The sequence below is a fragment of the Aquabacterium sp. genome (genome assembly GCF_048860245.1).
Classification (GTDB): domain Bacteria; phylum Pseudomonadota; class Gammaproteobacteria; order Burkholderiales; family Burkholderiaceae_C; genus Aquabacterium.
Genome location: NZ_JBLIZW010000017.1, coordinates 1 through 16,232 on the forward strand (window position 1 = coordinate 1; position 16,232 = coordinate 16,232).

Below are 16,232 nucleotides of genomic sequence, written 5' to 3' on the forward strand. Positions count from 1 at the left end.
CACCACCCATCCATCAGAGGATCAGCACCATGGCACATACGCTTCCCCCACTGCCGTACGCTCAAGACGCTCTGGCTCCGCACATCAGCGCCGAGACCTTCGAGTACCACTACGGCAAGCACCATCAGGCTTACGTCACCAACCTGAACAACCTGATCCCTGGTACGGAGTTCGAAGCCCTGTCGCTGGAAGAGATCGTCAAGAAGTCCAGCGGTGGCGTCTACAACAATGCCGCTCAGGTGTGGAACCACACTTTCTTCTGGAACTGCATGAAGCCGAACGGCGGTGGCGCTCCTTCTGGCAAGCTGGCTGAGGCCATCAACGCCAAGTTCGGCAGCTATGACGCGTTCAAGGAAGCCTTCACCAAGTCTGCTGTGGGTAACTTCGGCTCCGGCTGGACCTTCCTGGTGAAGAAGGCTGACGGTTCGGTGGACATCGCCAACTTCGGCCCCGCCGGCACGCCTCTGACCACTGGCGACACTGCGCTGCTGACCATCGACGTGTGGGAGCACGCTTACTACATCGACTATCGCAATGCCCGTCCCAAGTTCGTGGAAGTGTTCCTGAACAGCCTGGTGAACTGGGAATTTGCTGAGAAGAACTTCGGCTGATCGCCGCGTTTTTCTCTCAACACTCAAAGGCCGAGCACTGCTCGGCCTTTTGTTTTTTTGCTCGGCTTTTTTTGCTTTTGCCTGTAATGGTGAATTTCCCTAGGTTTTGAGGATAGGCCCGAAAAATTGACACTTTGGGCGCGCAGGGCTGGATAACGGTGCTACAGTGACTTCGTTTACGGCCCTTCCCGTCGCCCTTGCTGGATTTTGTTCTCGGCAGTCAGCAAGGCGGGTCCGCAATCCGCCAACCGGTCAAGCCGTGTCGCGGAAGGTTTTTAACCAGCCAATGTCCCAGGAAACCTGGGAGTGAGGTGAGCGAAATGATGCAGCAGTTCAGGTCGAATTCGTACCTGTTCGGGGGTAACGCCCCCTACGTTGAAGAGTTGTACGAGGCGTATCTCGACAACCCCGGTTCTGTGCCAGATAACTGGCGCGCCTACTTCGACGCCCTCCAGAACGTTCCCGCAACTGATGGCACTGATCATCGTGACGTGGCGCATGCGCCGGTCGTCGAGTCGTTTGCCCAGCGTGCCAAGGCCAATGCCTTCATGGTCAAGACCAGCTCCGCTGATCTGGCTGTGGCGCGTAAACAGGTGCACGTTCAATCTCTGATTGCTGCCTATCGCTTCCTCGGTTCCCGCTGGGCGGATCTGGATCCGCTCAAGCGTCAGGAACGCCCCAAGATTCCCGAGTTAGAGCCCGCGTTCTACGACCTGAGCGAGTCCGACATGGACATCACGTTCAGTGCCACGAACACGTACTTCACCAAGGCTGAGCACATGACCCTGCGCGAAATCGTGCAGGCTCTGCGTGAAACCTATTGCGGCAGCATCGGTGCCGAGTTCATGCACATCACCGATCCCGGTGAAAAACGTTGGTGGCAAGAGCGTCTGGAATCCATTCGTTCCAAGCCCACATTCAGCGCCGAGAAGAAAAAGCACATCCTCGAGCGCCTGACGGCAGCCGAAGGTCTGGAGCGCTTCCTGCACACCAAGTATGTGGGGCAGAAGCGCTTCTCGCTGGAAGGTGGTGAGTCGTTCATCGCTTCGATGGATGAACTGATCCAGCGCGCTGGCGAAAGCGGCGTGCAGGAAATCGTGATTGGCATGGCCCACCGTGGTCGCCTGAATGTGCTGGTCAACACCCTGGGTAAGCAGCCCAAGGACCTGTTCTCCGAGTTCGAGCACACTGCACCTGAGCACCTGCCCGCGGGTGACGTGAAGTACCACCAAGGCTTCTCGTCCGACGTCTCGACGGCCGGTGGCCCTGTTCACTTGTCGCTGTCGTTCAACCCGTCTCACCTGGAAATCGTGAACCCGGTGATCGAGGGGTCGGTCAAGGCCCGTATGGATCGCCGTGGCGACACCAAGGGCTCGCAAGTGCTGCCAGTGCAGGTGCACGGTGACGCTGCCTTTGCTGGTCAGGGCGTTGTCATGGAAACGCTGGCACTGGCCCAGACCCGTGGTTACTACACGGGCGGCACGGTGCACATCGTGATCAACAACCAGATCGGTTTCACCACCTCTGATCCACGCGATACACGCTCGACGCTGTATTGCTCTGACGTGGTCAAGATGATCGAAGCCCCTGTGCTGCACGTGAACGGCGATGATCCGGAAGCCGTCGTGCTGTGCACGCAGTTGGCCATGGACTACCGTCAGCAGTTCAACAAGGACGTGGTGGTGGACATCGTCTGCTTCCGCAAGCTGGGCCACAACGAGCAGGATACGCCTGCCATGACCCAGCCGCTGATGTACAAGAAGATCGGTCAGCACCCCGGCACCCGCAAGGTCTATGGCGACCGCCTGGTGGCCGGTGGTTCGATGCCGGCTGATGGCCCTGACCAGTTGGTCAAGGAGTACCGTGCTGCGATGGAAGCCGGTAAGCACACGGTCGATCCTGTGCTGACCAACTTCAAGAGCAAGTATGCGGTGGACTGGACGCCCTTCTTGAACAAGAAGTGGACCGACTCGGCTGACACCGCTTTGCCGCTGGCTGAGTTCCGCCGTCTGGCCGAGCGCATCACCACGGTGCCCGCGAACTTCAAGCCACATCCGCTGGTTCAGAAGGTGCTGGATGATCGTGCTGCCATGGGCCGCGGCGAGATCAATGTGGACTGGGGCATGGGCGAACACATGGCGTTTGCCTCGCTGGTGGCGTCGGGCTATCCGGTGCGCCTGTCGGGTGAAGACTGCGGTCGCGGTACTTTCACCCACCGTCACGCTGTGCTGCACGATCAGAACCGTGAGAAGTTCGATGAAGGCACCTATGTGCCGCTGCAACACATTGGTGAGAACCAAGCTCCGTTTGTGGTCATCGACTCCATCTTGTCTGAAGAAGCCGTGTTGGGCTTCGAGTACGGCTACGCTGGTTCCGACCCCAACAGCCTGGTGATCTGGGAAGCACAGTTCGGTGACTTCGCCAACGGTGCGCAGGTGGTGATTGACCAGTTCATCGCCTCGGGCGAAGTGAAGTGGGGCCGTGCCAACGGTCTGACCCTGATGCTGCCGCACGGCTACGAAGGTCAGGGCCCGGAGCACAGTTCGGCTCGCCTGGAGCGCTTCATGCAGCTGGCCGCTGACAACAACATGCAGATCGTGCAGCCGACCTCGGCCAGCCAGATCTTCCACGTGTTGCGTCGTCAGATGGTGCGTCAGTTCCGCAAGCCTCTGGTGCTGATGACGCCAAAGTCTCTGCTGCGTAACAAAGATGCGACCTCGCCATTGAACGAGTTCACGCGCGGTGAATTCCGCACCGTGATCGGTGAGGTGGACGAGAGCATCGATAACAGCAAGGTCAAGCGCGTGGTCTGTTGCTCTGGCAAGGTCTATTACGACCTGGTCAAGAAGCGTGCCGAGAAGAAGGCCACCGACACGGCCATCATCCGTGTTGAACAGCTCTATCCGTTCCCTCACAAGGCTTTCGCAGCCGAACTGAAGAAGTATCCGAACCTTGCCGAGTTTGTGTGGTGCCAGGATGAACCTCAGAACCAAGGTGCTTGGTTCTTCGTACAGCACTACATCCACGAGAACATGGCCGATGGTCAGAAGTTGGGTTACGCCGGTCGTCCGGCCTCTGCTTCGCCTGCAGTGGGTTACGCCCACTTGCACCAGGATCAGCAGAAAGCACTGCTGGACCAGGCATTCGCCAAGCTCAAGGGCTTCGTTCTGAACAAGTAAGGTTTAGGCGATCGCGGCTCGCGGGAGTTGCGCCAAATTGGACCGCTCACAGGAGCGGAGGGCGCCCCCGCCAGCAAGCCGTGATCGCAACAGGAGATACACATCATGGCAATCATTGACGTCAAGGTTCCTCAGTTGTCTGAGTCGGTGGCAGAAGCCACCCTGTTGCAGTGGAAGAAAAAGCCCGGTGAGGCGGTCGCTGCGGACGAAATCCTCATCGAGATCGAAACCGACAAGGTCGTTCTGGAAGTGCCTGCGCCTAGCGCTGGCGTGCTGGCCGAGTTGGTTGTGGGCGATGGCGGTACCGTGGTCTCTGACCAGGTGATCGCTCGCATCGACACCGAAGCATCTGCAGGTGCAGTGGCTGCTCCGGCAGCAGCACCCGCAGCGGCTCCTGCTGCTGCGCCCGCAGCCGCTGCGGCCGCAACAGGTGGCAGCAAGGCTGATGTGGCCATGCCCGCCGCCGCCAAGCTGTTGGCTGACAACGGCCTGAGTGCTGCGCAAGTGGCCGGTACTGGCAAAGATGGCCGCGTGACCAAGGGTGACGTGCTGGCCGCCGTTGCGGGCGGTGCAAAGCCTGCGGCGCCGGCTGCCGCTGTGGCCCCGACCGCTGGCATCCCCACCGGTGTGCCGACCAGCTCGCTGCCTGCCGTTCAAGCACCTGTTGCCCCGAACAACCTGGCCGACCGCCCTGAGCAGCGCGTGCCGATGAGCCGTCTGCGTGCCCGTGTGGCCGAGCGTCTGCTGCAGTCACAAGCCACCAACGCCATCCTGACCACGTTCAACGAAGTGAACATGGCGCCGGTGATGGAAATGCGCAAGAAGTTCCAGGAGAAGTTCGAGAAGGAACACGGTTGCAAGCTGGGCTTCATGTCTTTCTTCGTGAAGGCCGCCGTGCATGCGCTGAAGAAGTACCCCGTGTTGAACGCCTCGGTGGACGGCAATGACATCGTCTATCACGGTTACTTCGACATCGGTGTGGCCGTGGGTTCGCCCCGTGGTCTGGTGGTGCCAGTGCTGCGCAACGTCGACCAGATGACCTTTGCCGAGATCGAGAAGAAGATCGCCGAATTCGGTGTGAAGGCTCGCGACGGCAAGCTGGGCATCGAAGAAATGACTGGCGGTACCTTCTCCATCTCCAACGGTGGTGTGTTTGGTTCGATGCTGTCGACCCCCATCATCAACCCGCCTCAATCGGCCATCCTGGGCGTGCACGCCACCAAGGATCGCGCCGTGGTGGAGAACGGCCAGATCGTGATCCGTCCGATCAACTATCTGGCGATGTCCTATGACCACCGCATCATCGACGGTCGCGAGGCCGTGCTGGGTCTGGTGGCCATGAAGGAAGCGCTGGAAGACCCGGCTCGCCTGCTGTTCGACATCTGATTTTTGAGTTTTGCGGCCGGACGGGCCTCACAAGGGCCCGCTCCGGACCTGCATTCAGCCGGATTTCCAGGAGCCACCCATGTCCGTTGCGGATGAACTCGTCAAGCTGGCGTCTCTTCACGAGAGAGGCGTGTTGACCGACGAGGAATTCCAGCGGCTCAAATCGAAGCTCATTGATGGAGGGCAGATCCTCTCCCCATTGAGTCGAGAGCCCGCAGCGGTCAATCGCCTGCGTCGGTCACAAGCCGATCGCTGGCTGGGTGGAGTCTGTGGCGGTATCGCCGTCCTGACTGACACCGAGTCCTGGGTCTGGCGTCTTGCCTTTGCGTTGTTGTTCCTGTTCTGGGGCGCAGGCCTCATGCTCTACATCCTGCTGTGGATCTTCGTCCCGCACGAATGAACACGCATTAACCAGCCAAACACACCATGTCCAATCAATTCGACGTTATCGTCATCGGCGGTGGCCCCGGTGGCTACATCGCAGCCATTCGCGCCGCTCAACTGGGCTTCAAGGCCGCATGCATCGACGAGTGGAAGAACGACAAGGGCGGCCCCGCACCGGGCGGTACCTGCACCAACGTGGGTTGCATTCCTTCCAAGGCCCTGCTGCAGTCGTCCGAGCATTTCGAACAGGCGTCGCACCACTTTGCCGATCACGGCATCACGGTCGAAGGCCTGAAGATGGATGTCGCCAAGATGATTGGCCGCAAGAACACCGTTGTGAAGCAAAACAACGACGGTATCTTGTACCTGTTCAAGAAGAACAAGGTCAGCTTCTTCCACGGCCGCGGTTCCTTCGTGAAGGCCACAGACGGTGGTTATGAGATCGCGGTGGCCGGCGAGAAGGCCGAGACCCTGGTCGGCAAGCACATCATTGTGGCAACCGGCTCGAACGCACGCCAGCTGCCCGGCGCAGAGTTCGACGAGAAGCTGATTTTGTCGAATGAAGGTGCACTGGCCATCGGCGAAGTGCCGAAGAAGCTGGGCGTGATTGGTTCTGGCGTGATCGGCCTCGAAATGGGTTCGGTCTGGCGCCGTCTGGGTGCAGAAGTGACCGTGCTGGAAGCACTGCCCACCTTCCTGGCTGCCGTGGACGAGCAGGTGGCCAAGGAGGCGCAAAAGGCGTTCACCAAGCAAGGCCTGAAGCTGCAACTGGGCGTGAAGATCGGCGAGATCAAGACGACCAAGAAGGGCAAGGTACAAGGCGTCAGCGTGGCGTATGCCGACGCCAAGGGTGAAGCGCAACTGCTGGAAGTGGACAAGCTGATCGTGTCGATTGGCCGGGTGCCCAACACCAACGGCTTGAATGTGGAAGCCGTCGGCTTGAAGCTGGACGAGCGTGGTGCCATCGTGGTGGACGACGACTGCAAGACCAACCTACCCAATGTGTGGGCGGTGGGTGACGTGGTGCGTGGTCCGATGCTGGCGCACAAGGCAGAAGAAGAGGGTGTGGCCGTGGCTGAGCGCATCGCGGGTCAGCATGGGCACGTCAACTTCAACACCATTCCCTGGGTGATTTACACCAGCCCAGAGATCGCCTGGGTCGGCAAGACCGAGCAGGCGTTGAAAGCGGAGGGCCGTGCCTACAAGGCCGGTTCCTTCCCGTTCATGGCGAATGGTCGTGCGCGTGCCTTGGGTGACACCACCGGCTTCGTCAAGTTCCTGGCGGATGCCGCGACCGACGAAATCCTGGGCGTGCACATCGTGGGTCCGTTTGCCAGCGAGTTGATTTCGGAAGCCGTTGTGGCCATGGAATTCAAGGCCAGCGCGGAAGATATCGCGCGCATTTGTCACGCTCACCCCAGCCTGAGTGAGGCGACGAAGGAAGCGGCGCTCGCAGTGGACAAGCGCACCTTAAACTTCTGAGTTTGCTGCGGCACTCTCAATCAGGGGCAGCATCGCTGCCCCTTTTCTTTGTTTTATTCAGTTCTTTCCATGAGCAAGCCTGCCATCTCCGTCACCCAAATGTACGAGCAGAGCCTGGTCGAGCGTGGCTACAAGGCCGACGACGCCCAACTCAAGGGCATCGCTGCATTGCAACGCTGTCAGGATGAGTGGGGCGCGTACAAGGGGCAGCGCTCGAACGCGCTCACCAAGATGCTGCGCTATCCGCCGTTGCCCAAAGGCGTGTACATGTACGGCGGGGTGGGGCGCGGCAAGAGCTTCATCATGGATTGCTTCTTCAACGCGGTGCCGCTGCAGCGCAAAACGCGCCTGCACTTTCACGAGTTCATGCGTGAGGTGCACCGTCAGTTGCATGAGCTCAAAGGGGTGGCCAACCCGCTGGATGTGCTGGCCCAGCGCATGTCGCGCAAGTATCGTCTGATCTGCTTTGACGAGTTTCACGTGGCCGATGTGACGGACGCGATGATCTTGCACCGCTTGCTGGATGCGATGTTCCGCAACCGCATGAGCATCGTCACGACGTCCAACTTCCATCCGGATGAGTTGTATCCGAACGGCTTGCACCGCGATCGCATCCTGCCCGCGATCGAGCTGCTCAAGAGCCAACTGCAAGTGGTGAATGTGGACAACGGGACCGACTACCGTCGTCGCACGCTGGAATTGGCCAATTTGTATCTGACCCCGCTGAATGCTGACACCGAGCAGCAAATGCATGAGGTGTTTGACAAACTGGCCGAGGTGGCCGATGAGAACCCGTCCCTGAACATCGAGCACCGCGTGCTCAAGGCCAAGCGCAAGGCGGGTGGCGTGGTCTGGTTCGATTTCCAGACCTTGTGCTGCGGTCCGCGATCACAGAATGACTATCTGGAGTTGGCCAACCAGTTCCACACCATCTTGCTGAGTGACGTGCCTCACATGCCGGTCAAGATGGCGTCCGAGGCGCGACGTTTCACCTGGCTGGTGGATGTGCTGTATGACCGTCGCGTCAAACTGGTGATCTCGGCGGAGGTGCCACCTGAGCAGCTCTACACCGAGGGGCCGCTGTCGCACGAGTTCCCTCGGACGGTGTCTCGACTCAACGAAATGCAATCGAAGGAATACCTCAGCGAGGAGCGTCGCATTGTCGACACCTCGCTGACCTGATGCGCGTGGGGCTCAGCCCTCGACGCGGACGATGACGATGGAGAGGTTGTCGCCACCTCCGCGTGCGCGATGGCGGGCCTTGCTGACCAGCATTTCGGCCGCTTCACGCGGGGGCAGGGTGTGCACGATGGCGCCTAACTCTTTGGGTGTGAAGTAGTGCCACAGGCCGTCCGAGCACACCATCAGCGTGTCGCCGGTCTGGAGCTGATTGATGAAGTGCACGCCCACGGGGGGATCGGTTTGTGTACCCAAGCAGCCGGTGAGCAGGTTGGACTGGGGGTGCACATTGGCTTCTTCTTCGGTGATCTGGCCTTCATCGACCAAGCGCTGCACGAAGGAGTGATCCTTGGTGCGGAACACCATTTCCGGGCCACGGAAGTGATACACCCGCGTGTCTCCGGCCCAGGCCACACATGCTGTGCGATCGGGGTGGATCACATAGGTGCCGATGGTGCTGTGAGGCTCTTCTTCTGAGGCAATGGCTGTGAGTTTGATCATGAGGTGCGCCTCATGGATCAACTGCGCCAGCATTTGCTCGGGGATGTCTTTGCTGGGGACGTATCGCTCAAAGACCTGCTGCGCGGTCATGACGACCTGATCCGCTGCTTTGCGGCCACCACTTTTGCCACCCATGCCGTCTGCCACCAAGCCCATGACACAACCTTTTGTGCGTGGGTGTGGGAGCAGGACGAGTTGGTCTTGTTGGTAAGGCCTGTCTCCTCGGTGGATGCCGGTGGCGGCAACCAGTCGAAAACTGGAAGTTGCTGCATTCATGGGAAAACTATAATGCCGAAAAGCATTCCTTCTGGGACGATCCGTGCTCGGGTGATCCCTTGTTCACGCGTCCAGGGACGGCATCAGTCGGCCACCACGATGTCAGAAAACCTTCATTCGCCCCAACGTCAACTCATCGAACTGCGCATGGAGCATGCGGATCTGGACAACCTGATTGACCGGGCAGCCGAACAATCGCCGGTGGATGAGCTGTCCTTGCGGCGTCTGAAAAAGCGTCGCTTGTTGTTGCGGGACCAGATTGCTGCGCTGGAATTGCTGCTGGATCCCAAAGAGCCCGCTTGACGCGAGCGCTCTGGAAGTCAGGATGCCAGGGTGCTGAGCATCTCGGTTTCGATCTCGAGCTGTTTCCGATCGGTGCGGAGCACATCACCGGTGACCAAGAACGTGTCTTCCACCCGTTCACCCAGTGTGGTGACCTTGGCGAGTTGAACGCTGACCTGGTGTTTGGCAAGGACGCGGGCAATCGAGTAGAGCAGGCCGGATCGGTCACTGGCGGACACACTCAACAGCCAACGCTGCGCGCGTTCATCCGGACGCAGGCTGACGCGAGGCTGAATGGGGAATGACTTCACCCGGCGAGACAGACGGCCACGGATCGGTTCGGGCAGCGGTTTGTCACTGGCCACGGTCTCAGCCAGTTGCGTTTCGACCAGCGCGATCATGTCGCGGTAGTGCACGCCTTCGAATTTGAAGTTGTCGCCCTCCATGACCTGGAAGGTGTCCAGCGCGTAACCGCTGGCCGTGGTGTGAATGCGTGCGTCCTGAATGGTGAAGCCGGTCTGCGCGAAATAGCTGCAGATGCGCGCAAACACGTCTGCCTTGTCTGGTGCGTAGACCAGCACTTGCAGGCCTTCACCGATGGCGGAAAGGCGGGCGGCCACGACGGGCTTGTCGGTCTGGACATGCCGGAACAGCATGCGGGTGTGCCAGGCGATGTCTGCCGCATCGTGGCGAGCGAAATAGCTCATGTCCAGCGTCTGCCAGAGCTTGGTTTCAATGCCGGGGGGCATGAAGTACAGCGCCAGCGTGCTGCGGGCTTGTTCCTTGCGGGCCTCGATTTCGGCATCGAGGTGGGGTTTGGACCCGCCGAGCGCACGCAGCGTCAGCTTGTACAGGTCCTCCAGCAGCTTGCCTTTCCAGGCGTTCCAGACCTTGGGGCTGGTGCCACGGATGTCGGCCACGGTCAGCAGATAGAGGCCGGTGAGGTGACGCTCGTTGCGAACACGTTTGGCAAAAGCCTGGATGACATCGGGATCCGAGAGGTCTTCCTTTTGGGCGATGCGCGACATGGTCAGGTGTTCTGACACGACGAACTCGATCAGCTCGGCGTCGTCACCCGTGATGCCGTGGTCTTTGCAGAAGCGGCGCACTTCCACGGCCCCCAGTTCGGAGTGATCGCCGCCGCGGCCCTTGGCCACGTCGTGAAACAGTGCAGCGATGTAGAGCAGCCAAGGCTTTTCCCACTGCGCGGCCAGTTGCGTGCAGAAGGGGTATTCGTGCGCATGCTCCGGGATGAAGAAGCGGCGCATGTTGCGCACGACCATGAGGATGTGCTGGTCCACGGTGTAGACGTGGAAGAGGTCGTGCTGCATCTGGCCGACGATGCGGCGGAACACCCAAAGGTAGCGGCCCAGCACCGAGGTTTGGTTGAGCAGGCGCATGACGCGGGTCTGCCCCTGACCCTCTTTGAGGATGGCCATGAAGGTGACGCGGTTGACGGGGTCTTTGCGGAAGGCGCCGTCCATGACCGTGCGGGCGTTGTACAGGGCACGCAGCGTGCGTGCAGACAGGCCCTTGAGCGTGTTTTCTTGCTGAAGCGTCAGGAACGTGGCCAGGATGGCGTGCTTGTCGCGAACGTAAAGGTCGTCGCTGACAACCTCCAGCAAACCGCCCTTGTCCAGAAAACGTTCGTTGATGACGCGCATGGGGGCGTCTTGCGAACCCAGTACCCGTTCCTCGATGTTTTGCATCAGGATCAGGTTGAGCTGGGTAACGGCCTTGGCTGCCCAGTAGTAGCGGCGCATCAGCACTTCGCTGGCGCGCAGAGCGGGGGTGTTGGTGTAGCCGAAGGACTCGGCGACGGCTGTTTGCAGGTCGAAGACCAGGCGATCTTCGCGCCGGCGCGCCAGAACATGCAGGCGGGCGCGAATGAGCTTCAGCGTGCCTTCATGGCGCTGCAGTTGCCGAGCCTCGAACGGTGTCAGCAGGCCGTTGCGGGCCATTTCGTGCCAGTTGCGACCCAGGCGTGCGGCGCGGGCCAGCCACACCACCACTTGCAGGTCACGCAAGCCGCCGGGGCTTTCCTTGCAGTTGGGCTCCAGCGAGTAGGGCGTGTCTTCGTACTTGGTGTGGCGCTGACGCATTTCCAGCGTCTTGGCCGTCATGAACGCACGCACGTCCATGTTGCGGTAGGTGGCGTGGTGCAGTTCTTCAAAGCGCGACTTGCTGCCGCACAGGTAGCGAGCTTCCAGCAAGGCTGTTTGAACGGTGATGTCTTGCTTGGCTTCCTCGCTGCATTCGTCCACCGTGCGGACGCTGGAGCCAATTTCCAGCCCAATGTCCCAGCATGCGGTGATGAACTGCTCGACAGCGGGGGCGAGACTGTCTTCTCCTGCCACCGAAGGCGTGACGGGCATCAGCAACAGCACGTCAATGTCGGAGTGGGGAAAGAGTTCGCCACGCCCATAGCCGCCCACGGCGACCAAGGCCGCGCCACGGGGCAGTGCTTGCGCTTCCCACAACTGGCTGAGCGTGTGATCGACCAGCTTGGCCAGCTTGGTCAGCAGCCGGCTGGCCGAGGCCGTGGTGGGACGGCTTTGCTGAAATTGGTCAAGGATGTCAGCCTTTGCTGTGCGGAACTGCTGGCGCAGGGCGGCGATGTCCAGGGACATGGTGTGGCGGGTGTGTTGAGGTCTGCGTGCTGATGCAAAAAGCCCCGCCGTCAAAGGGCAGGGCTTGCGGGGCGTGATCAGGTCTTGGTCGACGTGATGAAGTCGGGCAGCGGTGGGCTGCCGGCTGACAGGGTCAGCACTTCGTAGCCCGTCTCGGTCACGAGAACGGTGTGTTCCCACTGTGCAGAGAGTGAACGGTCCTTCGTCACGATGGTCCAGCCGTCTCCCAGGGACTTGATGTCCTTCTTGCCGGCGTTGATCATGGGCTCGATGGTGAAGACCATGCCGGGCTTGAGCTCTTCGAGCGTGCCAGGGCGGCCGTAGTGCAGCACTTGAGGTTCTTCGTGGAACTTCTGGCCGATACCGTGACCGCAGAACTCGCGCACCACGGAGAAACCGTTGCTTTCGGCGAAGGTCTGGATGGCGTGACCGATGTCGCCCAGGCGAGCGCCAGGCTTGACCTTGGCGATGCCTTTCCACATGGCATCGTAGGTGAAGGCGCACAGACGCTTGGCTGCGATGGAGCCGTTTCCGCAAATGAACATGCGGCTGGTGTCTCCGTGCCAACCGTCTTTGATGACGGTGATGTCGATGTTGACGATGTCACCATCTTTCAGCGGGCGATCGTTGGGGATCCCGTGACAGACCTGATGGTTGATCGAGGTGCAGATCGATTTGGGGTAGGGCTTGTGGCCGCCGGGGGCGTAGTTCAGGGGCGCGGGAATGCAGCCTTGCACGTCGACCATGTAGTCGTGGGCCAGCTTGTCCAGCTCTTCGGTGGTGGCGCCTGGTTTGACAAAAGGCGTGAGGTAGTCCAGCACCTCGGAGGCCAGTCGGCACGCGATGCGCATGGCGTCGATGTCGGCGCCGGTCTTGATGGTGATCGTCATGGGACGAAATTATCCGCAATTCGCGTGCCTTGTGCTGTCACATGGGTTTCAGTTTCCACATGCAGGGCGGTCTTTTGGCGTCAGGGGCCGGTAAAATTCGCTTTTTCGCCTGTCAGTCGCCCTCCATGGTTGCGACTGGCCCCAACTTGGCGCTTGCGCCCTGACCGAACGCACCACTTCCGTGATGTCCACTCTGATGCACTTTGAGGGCGGCAATGCCCTGGCCCCTCACCAAGTCCAGGCACTCCTGCCCAAGCTCCAAGCCATCAATCCACGGATTGCTGGCATTCATGCGCGTCATGTGCACTGGGTGGCCATGGACAAGGCGCTTGACCACGCGCAACTGGACAAGCTGGCTGCGTTGCTGACGTATGGCGATGCCTACGAAGGCCCGTCTGAAGGTGATCTGATTGTGGTGGCGCCGCGACTCGGTACCGTGTCGCCCTGGGCGTCCAAGGCCACCGACATTGCGCACAACTGCGGCTTGGCGATTCGCCGTGTTGAGCGCGTGACCGAGTACCGCCTGACGGTGAAGGCCGGTGTGATCGGCGCGCTGATGGGCGGCGCCAAGGGTTTGGCTGCGGAAGACCTGCAGGCCTGCGCTGCCTTGCTGCACGATCGCATGACCGAGAGCGTGATGCTGGCGCGTGACGAAGCCCGCCACCTGTTCGACGAGAAGCAAGGCGCCCCGATGGAGCACGTGGACGTGCTGGGTCGTGGTCGCGTTGCGCTGGAAGAGGCCAATGTGACCTTTGGTCTGGCCTTGTCGGACGACGAAATCGAATACCTGGTCAATGCGTTTACCGGCCTGAAGCGCAACCCGACCGACGTGGAGCTGATGATGTTCGCCCAAGCGAACTCGGAGCACTGCCGCCACAAGATCTTCAACGCCAAGTTCACCGTGGACGGCGTGGAGCAGGACTTGTCGCTGTTCGGCATGATCCGCAACACTGAAAAGCTGAACCCGCAGCACACCGTGGTGGCTTACGCCGACAACGCGTCCATCATGGAAGGCCACCAGATCGAGCGCTGGATGCCCGATGGCTACACCAACGCGCCTCAGTACAAGGCCCGTGAAGAGCTGGCCCATGTGCTGATGAAGGTGGAAACGCACAACCACCCCACGGCCATTTCGCCTTTCCCCGGCGCATCGACCGGAGCGGGCGGTGAAATCCGTGACGAAGGCGCGACCGGCCGTGGTTCGCGTCCCAAGTCGGGCCTGACGGGCTTCTCGGTGTCGAACCTGCACCTGCCGGGCACCAACGAGCCTTGGGAGCAAAACCCCATTGGCAAGCCTGAGCACATTGCCAGCCCGTTGCAGATCATGATCGAAGGCCCCTTGGGCGGTGCCGCGTTCAACAACGAATTCGGTCGCAGCAACCTGGGCGGTTACTTCCGCGTGTTCGACCAGAACGTGGGCGAAGGCGATCAGGCCATCCGCCGTGGTTACCACAAGCCCATCATGATTGCGGGTGGCTTGGGCACCATCGACGCCACGCAGACCAAGAAGATCGTGTTTGGCGCGGGCACCTTGCTGATCCAACTGGGCGGCCCTGGCATGCGCATTGGCATGGCCGGCGCGGCGGCTTCGTCCATGGCGGCGGGCACCAACTCGGCGGCACTGGACTTTGACTCGGTGCAGCGTGGCAACCCGGAAATCGAGCGCCGCGCGCAAGAGGTGATCAACCACTGCTGGGGTTTGGGTGCGAACAACCCCATCTTGGCCATTCACGACGTGGGCGCCGGTGGCATTTCCAACGCCTTCCCTGAACTGGTGGACGGCGCAGGCAAGGGCGCGCGTTTCGACCTGAGCAAGGTGCCGCTGGAAGAGTCCGGCATGGCGCCCAAGGAAATCTGGTGTAACGAAAGCCAGGAACGTTACGTTCTGGCCATCGCGCCCGAGTCGCTGCCCATGTTCACCGAAATGGCCAACCGCGAGCGTTGCCCCTTCGGCGTGATTGGCGTGGCCACCGAAGCGCTGGAGCTGGTGCTGGAAGACACCACTCAGCCTGGCGCTGACAAGGCCGTGGACATGCCCATGGAAGTGCTGCTGGGCAAGCCACCCAAGATGCACCGCGATGTGACGCGCGTGCAGTGGGATGGCGGCAAGCTGGACCTGACCGGCGTGTCGCTGGACACCGTGGCGCTGGACGTGCTGCGTCACCCCACCGTGGCCAGCAAGCGTTTCCTGATCACCATCGGTGACCGCACCGTGGGTGGCCTGAACCACCGCGACCAGATGGTTGGCCCCTGGCAGGTGCCCGTGGCCGACGTGGCCGTGACCCTGGCTGACTTCAAGGGCTTTGCCGGCGAAGCGATGGCCATGGGCGAGCGCACGCCGTTGGCGTCCGTGAACGCGCCAGCGTCCGGCCGCATGGCGGTGGCTGAGGCCATCACCAACTTGCTGGCTGCGCCCATCGAACTGTCGCGCGTCAAGCTGTCGGCCAACTGGATGGCCGCTTGCGGTGAAGCCGGCGAAGACGCTGCTTTGTTCGATACCGTGAAGGCCGTGGGCATGGACCTGTGCCCGGCACTGGGCGTGTCCATTCCTGTGGGCAAGGACTCGCTGTCCATGCGCACCAAGTGGTCGGACAACGGTCAAACCAAGCAAGTCACGGCACCCGTTTCCCTGATCGTGACGGCCTTTGCCTCGATCGCGGATGTGCGTGGCACGCTGACCCCGCAACTGGTCACAGCAGAAAACGGGCAGACGCTGGACACCAGCCTGATCTTGGTGGACTTGGGCGAAGGCAAGAACCGCATGGGTGGTTCGATGCTGGCCCAGGTGCTGAACCAGTTTGGCAACGAGGTGCCCGACTGCGACAACCCCGAGATGCTGAAGTCCGCCGTGAACGCCGTGAACGCCTTGCGCGCACAAGGCAAGCTGCTGGCCTACCACGATCGTGGTGACGGTGGCCTGTGGGCGACCGTGGCTGAAATGGCCTTCGCCGGCAACACCGGTGTGAGCCTGAATGTGGACATGCTGGTGACCGAGGGCACCGGCGTGGACGACAGTCGCGCGGACTTCGGTGACTCGAAGAACTGGGCAGGCCAAGTGGGCGAACGCCGCAACGAGCTGACCTTGAAGGCGCTGTTCAACGAAGAACTGGGCCTGGTCCTGCAAGTGCGTACTGCTGACCGCGACGCCGTGCTGCAAACCCTGCGCGAGCATGGCCTGAGCAAGCACAGCCACGTCATCGGCAAGCCCAATGCCAAGCACACGCTGGAAGTGTGGCGCGATGCCAAGTCGGTGTTTGCCGCGCCCGTGGAGCAACTGCACAAGACCTGGGACGACGTGAGCTGGCGCATTGCGCAGCTGCGCGACAACCCCGCTTGCGCCAACAGCGAACACGAAGCCATTGGCAAGGCCGCTGACCCCGGCATGCACGTGGCCCTGACCTTCGACCCGCTGGAAGACGTGGCCGCGCCCTT

Annotated in this window: 11 protein-coding genes; 8 read left to right on the forward strand and 3 right to left on the reverse strand. The window is 61.0% G+C overall.

The features are described 5' to 3' along the window. Positions 1-29: 29 nt before the first annotated feature. The 6 genes from sodB (at position 30) to zapE (ending at position 8,224) form a co-directional block, all read left to right on the forward strand. Entirely contained in the window at positions 30-611 is a 582-nt protein-coding gene (gene sodB, locus ACMV18_RS01920; protein ID WP_420816475.1) for a superoxide dismutase [Fe], read from the forward strand. A 320-nt stretch (positions 612-931) separates the two neighbouring features. Further along, on the forward strand, positions 932-3,790 hold the full coding sequence (locus ACMV18_RS01925; protein WP_374257372.1) for a 2-oxoglutarate dehydrogenase E1 component: 2,859 nt from the start codon (positions 932-934) through the stop codon (positions 3,788-3,790). 105 nt (positions 3,791-3,895) lie between these two features. Further along, entirely contained in the window at positions 3,896-5,176 is a 1,281-nt protein-coding gene (gene odhB, locus ACMV18_RS01930) for a 2-oxoglutarate dehydrogenase complex dihydrolipoyllysine-residue succinyltransferase (RefSeq protein WP_420816476.1), read from the forward strand. A 79-nt stretch (positions 5,177-5,255) separates the two neighbouring features. Beyond that, entirely contained in the window at positions 5,256-5,576 is a 321-nt protein-coding gene (locus ACMV18_RS01935) for a PspC domain-containing protein (RefSeq protein WP_420816477.1), read from the forward strand. A gap of 26 nt (positions 5,577-5,602) precedes the next feature. After that, positions 5,603-7,042 (forward strand): dihydrolipoyl dehydrogenase, encoded by a 1,440-nt coding sequence (gene lpdA, locus ACMV18_RS01940; protein ID WP_420816478.1) that lies wholly within the window; start codon positions 5,603-5,605, stop codon positions 7,040-7,042. 69 nt (positions 7,043-7,111) lie between these two features. Further along, on the forward strand, positions 7,112-8,224 hold the full coding sequence (zapE, locus tag ACMV18_RS01945; RefSeq protein WP_420816479.1) for a cell division protein ZapE: 1,113 nt from the start codon (positions 7,112-7,114) through the stop codon (positions 8,222-8,224). Positions 8,225-8,236: 12 nt separating this feature from the next. Here the strand turns inward: zapE and ACMV18_RS01950 are convergent, their stop codons facing one another. Next, complete coding sequence (locus ACMV18_RS01950) at positions 8,237-8,998, reverse strand: PP2C family protein-serine/threonine phosphatase (RefSeq protein ID WP_374257365.1); 762 nt, start codon at positions 8,996-8,998, stop codon at positions 8,237-8,239. Positions 8,999-9,097: 99 nt separating this feature from the next. Between ACMV18_RS01950 and ACMV18_RS01955 the strand changes: the two genes are divergently transcribed. Continuing rightward, entirely contained in the window at positions 9,098-9,301 is a 204-nt protein-coding gene (locus tag ACMV18_RS01955; protein ID WP_374257363.1) for a YdcH family protein, read from the forward strand. 17 nt (positions 9,302-9,318) lie between these two features. Here ACMV18_RS01955 and ACMV18_RS01960 read toward each other — a convergent pair whose 3' ends face one another. Together ACMV18_RS01960 and map are read right to left on the reverse strand one after the other, a co-directional pair. Continuing rightward, positions 9,319-11,910 carry a [protein-PII] uridylyltransferase gene (locus ACMV18_RS01960; RefSeq protein ID WP_420816480.1) on the reverse strand — a complete coding sequence of 864 codons (2,592 nt, stop codon included), beginning with the start codon at positions 11,908-11,910 and terminating at the stop codon, positions 9,319-9,321. A 77-nt stretch (positions 11,911-11,987) separates the two neighbouring features. Next, entirely contained in the window at positions 11,988-12,800 is an 813-nt protein-coding gene (gene map / locus ACMV18_RS01965; protein WP_420816481.1) for a type I methionyl aminopeptidase, read from the reverse strand. Positions 12,801-12,984: 184 nt separating this feature from the next. Between map and purL the strand changes: the two genes are divergently transcribed. Then, a partial coding sequence (purL, locus tag ACMV18_RS01970; RefSeq protein ID WP_420816482.1) for a phosphoribosylformylglycinamidine synthase occupies positions 12,985-16,232 on the forward strand: 3,248 nt, incomplete at its 3' end.